Below are 13,263 nucleotides of genomic sequence, written 5' to 3' on the forward strand. Positions count from 1 at the left end.
TTCCAATGTAAATGGGTTGCCCGATGGCATTTATTTATCAATATAGGGGTTGCTGAGCACTGACAAAGTATCGATCATAATATATTATTTTATAATGAATAATTATGCAGTTATTTTGACAATTAAGTTATTGATAATTGTTCAATATTATTTATCATTGCGCGAGCAATTCGCAACGCATCTAATAGAGTAATTTTAATATGAAACAATCAACTGAATTAATGGACGTCTTTAAAGAATTATTGAAAAAAGAGCGATTAAGTTCCCAAGGTGAGATAGTCGAAGCATTGCAAAAGGCTGGCTTTAACAATATTAATCAGTCAAAAGTTTCACGAATGTTAAGTAAATCGGGATCAGTGCGCACTAGAAACACCAAGGGAGAAATGGTTTATTGCCTGCCAGCAGAACTGGGAATTCCAACCACATCCAGTCCATTGAAAAATCTTGTTCTAGATATTGATTACAATGATTACCTGATAGTTATCCGCACCAGTCCTGGTGCGGCACAATTAATAGCTCGTTTGCTAGACTCAATCGGTAAAGCAGAAGGTATTTTAGGCACCATTGCGGGTGATGACACGGTCTTTGTAACACCTAAAAACAGTAAAAAAATAGATGACACATTAAGTGTAATAAAGCAATTGTTCCATTAATCAACAATCATCTCTCTCAGCAAAGATTAAACTTAAAACCTAGCATGGAAAGCAAATAAATACTTTTTCAGCGATGGCTTTGCTAATAAAGATCTACACTATTCTCACTCGCATATTAAAAATTAGATAAGTCAACGGAATAAAGGTGAGATTACGTTATGAAAAAAACGCACGGTTTTACATTAATCGAACTATTGGTTGTTATTGCAATTATAGCCATACTCGCCAGTATTGCTTACCCATCTTACCAGTCGCATATTATTAAAGTGCGGCGCGGAGATGCCAAAGCTGAGTTAATAAAAGCGCAGTTACAGCAAAGCAGTTTGCACATTTTGAATCCCAGCTATGCAGCTATAGCAGCCGATATAGGACTTCCCCAAAACCATGCTTATTATACATTTTCAGTGGTTTCGGCAGGAATAACAACCTATTTAATGAAAGCAGTTGCTAAAACTGGCAGCACACAAGCTCACGATGAAAGTGCCTGCAAAACACTGTTTATAGATCAGAACAGTCACCATAGTAGCGATGGCAACACGAATAATGATGCCTGCTGGTAATCGTCAAGCTTTTACTATTAGCTTACTAATAGAGATTTACAGATTAAAAGCGTGCATCAAGCTCAGTCGGAGTAAGAAGCTCAAGTGGCTTATCTAGAATGTGCTGGTAGATAAGATTATAGGCTAAAACATTTTTAACATAACGGCGCGTTTCTTTATAAGGGATAGTTTCAATCCAACTATCCATTCTTAATCCTTGCTCTGCCCGGCCCTTTTTATTACCTTGCCAACGATCAACGCGATTCGGTCCGGCATTATAAGCTGCCGTTGCCAGAATTCGATTACCGTTATATCGTTTAACTAAAAAATCAAAGTAAGCGGTTCCAAGCTGGACATTAATATACCCCTGATTTAATTGCGTTCTCGCTTTATATTCTGTCAGCCCTATTTTTCGTGCCGTATCAATGGCGGTGCCCGGCATTAATTGCATATACCCACGCGCACCGACGGGGGAATAAGCGAACTCATCAAAAGAGCTTTCTTGGCGAGTAATTGCGTAGATATAGGTTGGTTCGAGTTGATATTTTTTGGCTGCAGATAAAAAAAGATCCGGATCAACTTGTGGAAAGCGAATATTCAATGCATCCCAGCTTTTAGAGTGGATGCTTGCAACGACAGAGAGGTGCGCCCAGCCTTTTTGGAAAGCATAGAGGCCTAATTGTCGCTGAGCATGGTAGCTCTGATTACCCAACAAAGCCTGCCATTCACGCTTTAACAGTCGCTGAAGCTTATTGAAATGTAACTCTTCAATATGGGCAAGTTGAGGCTGTAATGCTTCTAAATTATCCAATGTTGCAGTGACTAGTTGCGCATTAAATTGATATGCTAAACCAAGTTTTTGCGCTGCAAAAAAACCATAAAAAGTACGCTCAGTGGCAATTTGTCGATACAGCTTATTCGCTTGCTCTGGCTGTTGCTTATTCTCCAATACCCGAGCTTGCCAATATAACCATTTATTATCTTGTTGCATTGGCAATGACAGCTGCGTTAGCCAAAATTCAATATCAACCCAGTTGTCTAATTTAATCGCATAGCGAATACGCTGTTCAATTAAGTCTTGATCACCTAAATCCAGCAGCTCTTTATCTGACCAGCTAAGCAAGCTTGTTTCATTACGGATTAAAATACGTGAGATAAAATATTTTTTTAAACTGATTTTTTCAAATAAAGTAAATGGGATTTTTTTATCGTAGGCTAAGTAAGCATTAATCCCTAAGCTAATCTCTTTTTGAGCCAAACGCTTAATACCGATTAACAGAAAAGAGTAACTGGCTTGCTCTTTTTCCTGAAATAATTTACTGCTTAGCAATTTTTCTGGCGATCGTCTTAACTGCAACAATTGTCGCGCTAACAGCTGACTTTTTTTATCCATTAAGGTCAGTAAATAAGCACTTAAGGAGGTTTGATTGTGAATATAAGCAAGTTGAAAACGTTGCCAAATTAACGCGCTAGATATTTTATGGTTGTCCAAATAATAGTCTAAGACACTATCACAGGCATTCGGCAGTGAATATCCAGTTAACCACGTTTCTTGCACTAGAGGCCAAATTTTATCTGCACCTCCTTGCGCCATTTGGGCTTGAAAATGAAAGCATTTCAGATCCAACGAATTGGGCAGATGTGGGTAAAAGCGCAGAAAATCAGGCCAATACTGATTATCGGCTAAGTAATATAAATAATCTCGTTGCAGATCGCTACTGACTTTTCGTCTTGAATAATGATTAATAAAGGACTGTACTGCGGATAAACTATTTCGATCAAAATGCGCTTTAATATATTGATAATCAAGCAGGTAGGTTAACGGGTATTGTGGAATCAAGGCTGCATTTTGAGCCGCCTCTTCCCATAGTTGCCGCTCCTGTAAAGCCGCTGTTTTTGCATATATTTGCCGTTGCTGACTAAGCGGCAAAACGGTCGAAAAGCTGCAACTAGAGAGTAGACATAAACATAAAACAAATATTTTTTTCATAGCCGCTCAAGTTAATCATTATAGTTATAAACACTACAAAGGTAGCATCATATGCTAGCGCATGATAATAATAGTTGAGTATATTTTTGCTGCGGCCGTGCAAATAGTTCCTGTGTTACCCCTTGCTCAATGATTTCCCCCGCGTGCATCACTAAGACACGGTGGCTAATCGATTTCACAACAGAGAGATCGTGGCTAATAAACAGATAACTTAAAGCAAACTCTTTTTGTAACGAAACCAGCAAGGCTAAAATCTGCTTCTGAATACTTCTATCTAATGCCGAGGTAGGCTCATCGAGCACGATCAGCTGCGGCTGCAAAATCAATGCGCGTGCAATCGAGATACGCTGCCTCTGCCCACCAGAAAACTCATGCGGGTAACGTCCGCCACTATCTTTATCCAGCCCAACCCTAGCTAAAACGGTTGCCACTTCATTATCCATCTGCTGCTTAGTTAAGCGCGGGTTATGAATTTCTAAGCCTTCTACAATAATCTCGCGTACCGATAAACGTGGACTTAAACTGGCAAACGGATCTTGAAAAACAATCTGTAACTTGGCGCGCAGTTTTTGCAGCGCATTATGCTTTATCGAATCAATCTGCTGCCCTAGATAAAGCACTTGCCCGCTACTTTTATTAAGTTGCAATAACGCATGTGCCAACGTACTTTTCCCTGAACCACTTTCACCAACGATGGCAAGCGTCTCGCCTTTATAAATTTGTAAACTCACATTTTTAACCGCTTGTAAGCTATTAACTGTTTTCCCCCAAAAGTTCTTTTTCAGCGGATAGCTAACATTGATATTTTTTGCGCACAATATCAGTTGCGGATCAACTATTGCGGGCATATTCCCAGATGGAATAGCATCCAATAATGTTTTTGTGTAGGTATGCTTGGGGTGGTTAAACAAATCATCTGTGCTGTTATATTCAATAATCTCGCCATCACGCATCACTAAAACTGAATCCGCAATCGAGCGCACAATATGCAAATCATGGGTGATTAGCAAAATACTCATATTAAGCCGTTTTTGTAATGATTTAAGCAGATCCAAAATTTGTTTTTGGATAGTAACATCCAGCGCCGTTGTTGGCTCATCGGCTATCAGCAACTCGGGATCGTTGGCCAATGCCATCGCAATCATCACCCGCTGCCGCTGTCCACCTGATAATTCATGAGGGTAGGACTGTAAGCGTGTTTGCGGCGCCTCAATGCCAACTAAATCCAGTAATTCAAGAACCCTATTGCGCGCCTTTTGCCCGCTTAACCCTTTATGAATCAGTAAGCTTTCGGCTATCTGTTTTTGCACTGTATGTAATGGATTAAGGGAAGTCATCGGCTCCTGAAAAATCATACTGACCTTATTCCCTCTAATCGCCTCTAATATGGCTTCTCCTTTACCTATTAGAGCCTGCCCACAAAGCGTGATCTGTCCTGAAGGGTGATGGGCATGCGGATAAGGCAACAATTGCAGAATAGACAATGCAAGCAATGATTTACCCGCGCCACTTTCGCCGACAATGGCCAATGTTTGCCCTTTGTCCAATGTAAAACTGACTTTTTTAACAATCTCTTGCTGCGCAAAACTAATCGATAGATCTTGCACTTTGAGCAATTCATTTGATTCTATTTCAAGGGGCATCATCTTTTCCTTGGGTCAAAAGCATCACGCGTTGCTTCACCGATAAACACCAATAAAACTAAAATAGTGGAAAGTGAAATAAAGGCGGTAATAGCGAGCCAGGGTGCATGTAGGTTATCTTTTCCTTGTGCGACCATTTCCCCTAACGAGGCTGATCCGAGCGGCAAACCAAAACCCAGAAAATCGAGTGACGTTAATGTCGTTAACGCGCCAGTAAAGAGATAAGGCATAAAGGTTAATGTGGCAATCATCGCATTGGGTAAAATATGTTTAAACATAATTTTACTATCGCTAACGCCCAGTGCACTTGCTGCTTTCACATACTCTAAGTGGCGGCCACGCAAAAATTCAGCACGCACGACGCTGACCAGACTCGGCCAGCTAAATAGAATCATCAATCCGAGTAACCATGAGAATGTCGGCTCAACAAAACTGGCTAAAATAATTAACATAAAGAGCATTGGCAGTCCTTCCCAAATCTCTAAAATTCGCTGCCCCCAAAGATCCATGCGTCCACCGTAATATCCCTGAACAGCCCCGACAACAATACCGATAATTGAACTGAAAAAAGTTAAGGTTAGAGCAAATAGAACCGAAATTCTAAAACCATAAACTAAGCGTGCGAGTAGATCTCGTCCCTGGTCATCCGTGCCTAAATAATTAATATTACTCGGCGGTGAAGGTGCCGGTTCGCTTAATTCAAAGTTAATAGTGTCAAAAGAAAAAGGCACTAGAGGCCAAAGGATCCACCCCGCTTTCTCTATTTGCGCAACCATATAAGGATCGCGGTAATCCGTGTTGATATCAAAATCCCCCCCTAATCTATTTTCGGGTATCTCTTCAATAATAGGAAAATACCAATGCTGTTGGTAGGAAACCATAACTGGCTTATCATTTATCCATAATTCAGCCAATAAACTGAGCATAAAAAGAGTCATGAATATCCATAACGACCAGTATCCACGTTTGTTCTTTTTGAACTGTGTCCAACGATTGCCATTGATCGGGTTGTTACGCATATTGTGCCATGTACTAAGCAATGACATATTATCGTCCTTCAAAGCTAATACGGGGATCGATTAAGGTATAGGTGATATCACTAATCAATTTCAACACCAACCCCACGAGGGTAAAAATATACAGCGAAGCAAAGATCACCGGATAATCACGGTTAATAACCGATTCGAAACTAAGTAATCCTAATCCATCCAATGAGAAAATAACTTCAATCAACATTGAACCGGTGAAAAAAATACCGATTAACGCAGCGGGTAGCCCTGCTAACACTAATAACATCGCATTACGAAAAATATGTCCATATAAAACGCGATTTTTCGAACACCCTTTCGCCCGAGCAGTGATCACATATTGTTTATGGATCTCATCGAGAAAGGAATTTTTGGTGAGCATGGTTAATGTCGCAAAGCTGGCTAATACCGAAGCTAAAATAGGCAGCGTTAAATGCCAAAAATAATCTTTAATTTGTCCCCAAAGACTCAGCTGATCGAAATTATCCGATGTTAATCCACGCAAAGGAAACCAGTCGTAATAAGAGCCACCAGCAAATAAAACAATCAGCATAATCGCTAAAATAAACGCTGGGATTGCATAAGCGGTGGTCACGAGAGTACTGCTCCATATATCAAAGCGGCTACCGTGTGAGGTTGCTTTTTTAATACCCAATGGAATCGAAATGAGATAGGTCAGCAGTGTTGTCCATAACCCTAAAGAGATCGATACAGGCATTTTATCCAGAATCAAATCAATGACACTCTGATTACGGTAGAAGCTCTCACCAAAATCAAACTTGGCATAACGCCATAACATAGTTAAATAACGCTCTAAAAGTGGTTTATCAAACCCATATAATTTTTCAAGTGCTTTAATATATTGAGGATCGATCCCTTGCGCGCCGCGATATTGGCTGGTGTTATTATTTTTTTTTATATCGCTGCTCGTACCCGCTGCGATCCGGGTTGAATTACTACCATCGATACCTTGATATTGTGCGATGGCTTGCTCAACCGGTCCGCCGGGGGCGATCTGCACAATAAAGAAATTAATGGTCATAATGCCAAGTAATGTGGGAATGATAAGCAGTAGACGGCGTAAAATATAAGTATTCATGGGGAGACCTCCTGATTGCCATCTATCGAAGGACGACGCCACCAAGTTGCTACCCCTAAATCATAGAGGGGCGCTATTTTCGGGTGATCAAACTTATCCCAGTAAGCGATACGGTAGGCGGGGAGATACCACTGTGGGATCACTAAATGTTGCGCAAGCAGAACTCTGTCTAATGCTTTACTAGTGTTCACTAACTTATCTCGAGTATCAGACATAATTAATTGGGTGATTATTTTATCAATCACTGGTGAGCAGATTCCAGACCAGTTAGCCGTTCCCACCTGCATCGCGCTAGCGCATCCCCAGTAACTCATCTGTTCATTACCAGGGGAAATGGATTGCCCTCGGGGCAGCGAAATAAGATCAAAATCGAAATTGTTCAGACGGTTTATAAACTGAGACACATCCACCAAACGGATCGATGTTTTAATACCAATTCGCTGTAAATTCCGACGAAAGGGGTGAACAATTCGCTCAAAATCTTTGCTGTAAAGTAAAAATTCAAAGCTCAACTGCAGACCATTTTTGTCTTGCATTTTGCTCCCTTCCAATTGATAACCCGCCTGCTCAAGCAATTTGACAGCTTCTCTCATCTGCACACGAACATTACCATCAGCATTGGTTTTCGGAAAGTCGATGGGGTCAAATACTGCAGCAGTCAATTGCGCCTTATAAGGTTCTAAAATAGCGTATTCCTGCGCCGATATTTGTCGTTCTGTAGCCAGTTCCGAGCCCGCATAAAAACTATTAGTGCGTGTATAAGCATCATAAAAGAGCGTTTTGTTTGTCCATTCAAAATCAAACAGTAAACTAATTGCCTTGCGAACGCGCACATCTTTAAATTTATTTTTGCGTAAATTAAACCAAAACCCTTGCATTCCCTGAGGCGTTTTATCTGCTATTTTAGCAGTGATAATTTCACCTGCAGAGAACATGTTCCCCTTATAGCCAGTTGCCCAACGTTTCGATGATGTTTCCTGGCGAAAATCAAAAGCACCCGATTTAAACGCTTCAAAAGCAACACTATCATCGCGATAATAATCAAATACCATCGTATCAAAATTAAACATGCCTTTATTGACTGGCAGATCCTTTGCCCAATAATCCTTCACACGTTGATAAGTGATTCTTTTTGATGCATCAAAGTCACCCACTTGATAGGCGCCCGATCCAAGCGGAATAACCAGACTGCTTTTAGAAAAATCTTTATCCCGCCAGTAATGCGCCGGAAAGATGGGAAGCTGACCAATAATCAAAGGTAATTCGCGATTACCGCCCTCTTTGAAATAGAAAGTGACTTGTAGCGGGCTATCAACAACGACTTTGCTCACTCCCGCATAGTATGAACGGTAAAGCGGAGTACCTTGTTCAATTAGCAGTTCAAAACTAAATTTAACATCGCTTGCTTGAATACTGTTGCCATCATGAAAACGTGCATTTTTATTAATTAAAAAGCTGACCGAAGAAAAATCATCTGCAACTTTTACTTTCTCTGCAATCAAGCCATAACCACTGAAAGGCTCATCGCTTGATTGCTTAAGTAAAGTATCATAAATTAGATTAATCCCTGCCACAGCATTTCCTTTGACAATATAGGGATTTAGCGAATCAAAACTACCAATAGCAGCTTGTTTGAAAACACCACCTTTTGGCGCGTTCGGATTAACATACTGAAACTGCGTGAAAGTAGGTGGATATTTTAAATCACCATAAAGGCTTAAACCGTATAACCAAGGAGAGGCAAATAATAACGAACTCTGGATACATAGGTAGCAAAAAGTGCATAGGTAGCAAAATAAAGAAATGCGTGTAAACTTAAAAGTGAAGGGTAGCAACATGTAATAGTTCAACTGTAATAAAAAAGGAGTCAAAAAGTAAAGATAACAAAATGAGAGAACAGAAAAAAGATATTTCAACAAAAAAGGAGAAGTAAAAGAAGGGAATTTATTCTTTATAATATGCCCTAAGTTTTTACTTGCAACAAGCGCTTTATCTTTTTTTTAAAAAGAAAATAAACATAGGTCAAAGAATGATTTCCTTAATAACAAAAGCAAATTAAATGAGATCTCAGTCTCTTTTAAAATAGTTAGAAAAAGCTTAGTCTATTTAAGAACACAATATGTGTATAACAAAAAGGTGTCTTCTATGAGAATTGAAATTACAAGTAAACAAATCACTATCACTGACACAATGCGCACCAAAGTAGAGGAACGTTTCCAACGATTAGAAAAATTACAAATCCCTCTTATTAGCCCACACTGCATCATCACCAAAGAGCCTAAAGGCGTCAAAATTGAAGCGACTATCAACATACCTAACGGTAAGATATTTGCTCATGCAGAACACGATGATCTCTATATAGCAATTGGGCAGTTATTCCAAAAAATTGAACGACAACTAAACAAATTTATCCATAAGGCTGAAGCGGATCGTGCCAAAAAGAATGGTAAAGATATGTGCCGCACTGGTGAAATATCAGGAGAAACGATTGAAGAGCCAGAAATTGAAATTGAGTCGGATGCAGAAATTAAATTAAATAAAGAGTTTGTCGCATAAAATACTCAAACAAAATAATATAAATAAAAAGGAGGTTAATAACCTCCTTTTTATTGCCGTCAGAAAACCTCACTTTCAGAATTTATTTATCTTCATAGTGACGTTTATCATGAGCATGCTGTAAAAGTGCACGGCTCTCATCCAAAAATAGAGTTGAATAATCTCCCATCCAATCAGTGACTGATTTGAAACGGTTGATAAAGGCATCTCTATCCGCATGCTCTAATAATTCAATCGCATCAGAAAAGTGTTTATGGTAACGCTTAATCATGGCCAAATTATTTTTCTGAGAAAGAATAATATCTGCATATAAAGCCGGTTCCTGAGCAAATAATCGACCAACCATCGCCAACTCCAAGCGATAAATTGGCGAACTTAGATCAAGTAACTGCTTTAGATCTGCGTTTACTTCCTGCAGATGCACCCCATAAACAAAACTGGTGAAATGACGTAATGCTTGAATTAAGGTCATTGACTCATCATGGGTTTCCGCTTTCACAGCATAAAGATGTGCGCCCCAAATTTTCATCTGTTCAATGAGCCACCCATATTTATCCTCTCCACGACCATCACAATAAACAATAACTTGTTTAGCGAAGCTCGAAATATCAGGCCCGAACATAGGATGCAGCCCTACTACAGGGCCTTTATGAGTATCCAGCATCGCCTGCAACGGCCCAACTTTAACACTGGTAATATCGGCGAGAATACAATCATCAGGCAAATAAGAAAGTTGTTTAATAATCGACTCGGTGACATCAATCGGCGAGCCAACAATAACTAATCCAGCTTTACTACAAATTGATTCCGCCTGTTCCCAATTAGCGCGCCCTAAAATATCAACCTGATAACCCGACAGTTCAAACATTTCAACAAAACGTTTACCTAAAAGACCATTACCACCAATAATAACAATGCGTTTCATCTGAGGATTAACTGTTTTAAAACCCGTTTCATTTTCACTTGCATAAGACTCGCGCATAATACGACGTAAAATATCCTCAATTAAATTAGCGGAGACCCCTTTTGACTCGGCTTCGGCTCGGCGTTTAGCAAGCATTTCAGCTTCGCGCTCAGGGACATAAATAGGTAGTCCATGTTCAGTTTTAACTTCACCAACCTCACCGACTAAACGCAAACGCTCAGCGAGCAGATCAATTAGTTGCTGATCAACTGCGTCAATTTGATCTCTTAATTTACTTAAAGGCATAAATTTCTTCTTATCTTGTTTGTAACGTGTCTTTTAACAAACGAGCAGCGTCCGCAAGTAGTTGGCTGGTAGTATCCCAATCAATGCAGGCATCGGTTACTGATACGCCATATTTCAGTTGTTCTTTGGCTAAATCAGCTGATTGATTACCTTCATTAATATTACTTTCAAGCATGATTCCAATAATCGACTTATTACCTTTAACCACCTGGTGGAATACATTATCAGCAACTAATGGCTGTAATGAATAATCTTTGCTTGAATTGGCATGACTACAGTCAACAATCAATATATCTTCAACACCCGCTTTACGAAGTGCTTGCTCTGCTAATGCTACATTGACAGAATCATAATTAGGCTTACCGCCGCCACCACGCAGAATAACATGGCCATCTTTATTACCGCTAGTTTGTAATAACGCGCTTTGCCCTTGCTGATTAATCCCCATAAAGCGGTGTGCAGAAGAGGCAGACTGCATCGCATTAACTGCGGTTGATAAACTGCCATCAGTGCCATTTTTAAAACCGACAGGCATCGACAGACCACTTGCCATTTCTCTGTGTGTTTGTGACTCTGTTGTGCGCGCACCGATAGCGGACCAACTAAAGAGATCACCAATATATTGCGGACTAATTGGATCAAGTGCTTCTGTTGCAATCGGTAAGCCCAAATCAGAGATCCATAAAAGCAATTCTCTCGCTTGCTTTAAGCCGGTTTCAATATCAAACGAATCATCCATATGTGGATCGTTAATTAATCCTTTCCAGCCAACTGTTGTACGTGGCTTTTCAAAATAAACTCGCATCACAATATACAAAGTATCTTTATATTGATCGTGTAATTTTTTCAATTTAACAGCATATTCTTTAGCCGCATCAAGATCGTGAATAGAGCATGGTCCACAAATAACTAAAAAACGCGGATCTTTTTTATGCACGATATTGGCGATAATTTGGCGCGATTCGGCAACGGATTGATAAACACTTTCAGAAGCAGGAAGTAAGTTTTTTAGTTCTAAGGGTGTAATTAGCACAGTTTCTGATTGGATGTAAATGTTTTCATTTTGCAGCGTAGTCATTATATTCTCGTTAACATTTAAAAGTGAAAGGATCCTATCATAGCGAAAAAACAGATAATGTGAATAACAAATTGAAAGTCATTAAATGAATAATTATTCATATCCCATTTAACAAATGGGCTTATATCAAGATAATCCCAAAATTAGCATAAGGTATTTTTGAATTGATCATATCTGATCTGCGACTCCTGCAAATTCATTTCTTCTGCGTATTCCTGCAACCGTGCTAATATACCTTTCTATCAGTAAACTAACTGTAATGCCAATTTAACGCTATTAACCGAGAGCTGACGTTATGCATCGCCCTTTATTAGAACGTGCTATCGATATTTGTAAACACAAAAAAATTCGCTTCACCGCGACAAGGCAGCGTGTTTTTCTATTAATGGCAGAGCAGAAAGGAGCAATCAGTGCTTATGATTTACTCAAATTATTACAAGGCCACGATACCAATGCCAAACCCCCGACGATCTATCGCGCCTTAGATTTTTTGTTAGAAAATCATTTTATTCATCGCATTGAATCATTAAATGCTTACTTGATGTGTAACCATTTCGGTAGTGAACATCCAATGCAATTATTGATTTGCGATAATTGTCATAAAATTATAGGATTAACCGATCCCGTGATAGATGACGCGTTTTCAGAGCGAGCTAAGCAATCAGGCTTCAAAATAACGAATAAAGTCTTAGAAGCTCATGGCGTTTGTTATAACTGTCTCTATAATTAATCGTTTATACTCAGAACGCGAGGGTATATTTTACTAAATTTTATCTACTACTCAATACAAGTGTATAAACTATGAATGCAGAATTTGTGAACCCTTTTTTATCTTCTTTTATCAATGTCCTACAAACAATGGCTCAAATAGAAGTAAAACCTGGGAAACCGTCCCTTAAAAAAGACGCAATTGCACGTGGCGATGTATCAGGTTTAATTGGCATGGTAGGACCGACAGCTAAGGGCTCTTTTTCCATTAGTTTTGAAAAGAAACTGGCTCTCAATGTATTTCGCTTAATGGTTGGCGAAAGTGTTGATGATATTTCTGACGATATCACCGATATGATGGGCGAAATTACTAATATGGTGGCAGGTGGAGCGAAACGTCAATTAGGTGAGAAAGGTTATGAATTTAATATGGCCACCCCAGTCGTTGTTTCTGGACCAAATCACGCTATAAAGCACCAAGTAGATGGTTCGAAAGTGTTGATGCCCTTTATATCAGAACATGGCAACGCCTTTATTGAAATCTGCTTTAATCAATAAAAACAAACCGATATATTAAAAACACAACTGATTGAATTCACTGTGTTTTCACTCCCCAGCCCTTTCTATTCACTTGGCAAAATATCTTTATATCTGCTGCTATAAATTATCTAAAACAAACAGATAGCAAGCGATATAGTGTTAAAATAAAAAAGTTGAAAGCAAAAAAAAAACCTCTTTGCACTATGAATTGCAAAGAGG

At 39.3% G+C, this 13,263-nt stretch carries 12 protein-coding genes; 5 read left to right on the forward strand and 7 right to left on the reverse strand.

Features of this window, described 5'->3' with window-relative positions; all coding sequences use genetic code 11:
• Nucleotides 1–200 precede the first annotated feature (200 nt).
• Together argR and KSO91_RS02825 are read left to right on the forward strand one after the other, a co-directional pair.
• Entirely contained in the window at nt 201–653 is a 453-nt protein-coding gene (gene argR / locus KSO91_RS02815) for a transcriptional regulator ArgR (RefSeq protein WP_238741130.1), read from the forward strand.
• Nucleotides 654–811: 158 nt separating this feature from the next.
• Nucleotides 812–1,213, forward strand: a complete 402-nt coding sequence (locus tag KSO91_RS02825; protein ID WP_275113890.1) for a type IV pilin protein — start codon at nt 812–814, stop codon at nt 1,211–1,213.
• A 43-nt stretch (nt 1,214–1,256) separates the two neighbouring features.
• On the opposite strand, the gene KSO91_RS02830 is transcribed toward KSO91_RS02825, so the two are convergent.
• The 5 genes from KSO91_RS02830 to KSO91_RS02850 are packed head-to-tail and all read right to left on the reverse strand — an operon-like array spanning nt 1,257 to nt 8,526.
• Nucleotides 1,257–3,182 carry a transglycosylase SLT domain-containing protein gene (locus KSO91_RS02830; RefSeq protein WP_238741132.1) on the reverse strand — a complete coding sequence of 642 codons (1,926 nt, stop codon included), beginning with the start codon at nt 3,180–3,182 and terminating at the stop codon, nt 1,257–1,259.
• Nucleotides 3,183–3,229: 47 nt separating this feature from the next.
• The gene (locus KSO91_RS02835; protein WP_238741133.1) at nt 3,230–4,828 is read right to left on the reverse strand and encodes an ABC transporter ATP-binding protein; all 1,599 of its coding nucleotides are present in this window, start codon (nt 4,826–4,828) and stop codon (nt 3,230–3,232) included.
• Entirely contained in the window at nt 4,825–5,871 is a 1,047-nt protein-coding gene (locus tag KSO91_RS02840) for an ABC transporter permease (protein WP_238741134.1), read from the reverse strand. Before KSO91_RS02840 ends, KSO91_RS02835 begins: the two co-directional genes overlap by 4 nt.
• A 1-nt stretch (nt 5,872) precedes the next feature.
• Nucleotides 5,873–6,952: a microcin C ABC transporter permease YejB gene (locus tag KSO91_RS02845; RefSeq protein ID WP_238741136.1), complete on the reverse strand. Its 1,080-nt coding sequence runs from the start codon at nt 6,950–6,952 to the stop codon at nt 5,873–5,875.
• Complete coding sequence (locus KSO91_RS02850; protein ID WP_238741138.1) at nt 6,949–8,526, reverse strand: extracellular solute-binding protein; 1,578 nt, start codon at nt 8,524–8,526, stop codon at nt 6,949–6,951. Before KSO91_RS02850 ends, KSO91_RS02845 begins: the two co-directional genes overlap by 4 nt.
• A 571-nt stretch (nt 8,527–9,097) precedes the next feature.
• Here KSO91_RS02850 and hpf point away from each other — a divergent pair.
• Nucleotides 9,098–9,508, forward strand: coding sequence for a ribosome hibernation-promoting factor, HPF/YfiA family (hpf, locus tag KSO91_RS02855; protein ID WP_238741140.1), 411 nt, complete (start codon nt 9,098–9,100; stop codon nt 9,506–9,508).
• 82 nt (nt 9,509–9,590) lie between these two features.
• Here hpf and tyrA read toward each other — a convergent pair whose 3' ends face one another.
• Together tyrA and KSO91_RS02865 are read right to left on the reverse strand one after the other, a co-directional pair.
• Complete coding sequence (tyrA, locus tag KSO91_RS02860) at nt 9,591–10,718, reverse strand: bifunctional chorismate mutase/prephenate dehydrogenase (RefSeq protein ID WP_238741142.1); 1,128 nt, start codon at nt 10,716–10,718, stop codon at nt 9,591–9,593.
• Nucleotides 10,719–10,728: 10 nt separating this feature from the next.
• On the reverse strand, nt 10,729–11,796 hold the full coding sequence (locus KSO91_RS02865; RefSeq protein WP_238741144.1) for a 3-deoxy-7-phosphoheptulonate synthase: 1,068 nt from the start codon (nt 11,794–11,796) through the stop codon (nt 10,729–10,731).
• A gap of 295 nt (nt 11,797–12,091) precedes the next feature.
• On the opposite strand from KSO91_RS02865, the gene KSO91_RS02870 reads away from it, so the two are divergent.
• Both KSO91_RS02870 and KSO91_RS02875 read left to right on the forward strand, forming a co-directional pair.
• The gene (locus tag KSO91_RS02870; protein ID WP_238741146.1) at nt 12,092–12,526 is read left to right on the forward strand and encodes a transcriptional repressor; all 435 of its coding nucleotides are present in this window, start codon (nt 12,092–12,094) and stop codon (nt 12,524–12,526) included.
• A gap of 71 nt (nt 12,527–12,597) precedes the next feature.
• A complete protein-coding gene (locus tag KSO91_RS02875) occupies nt 12,598–13,062 on the forward strand; it encodes a chemotaxis protein CheX (protein WP_238741148.1) in 465 nt (154 codons plus the stop codon).
• Nucleotides 13,063–13,263: the final 201 nt, after the last annotated feature.

The organism is Psychromonas antarctica (genome assembly GCF_022267535.1).
GTDB lineage: Bacteria > Pseudomonadota > Gammaproteobacteria > Enterobacterales > Psychromonadaceae > Psychromonas > Psychromonas antarctica.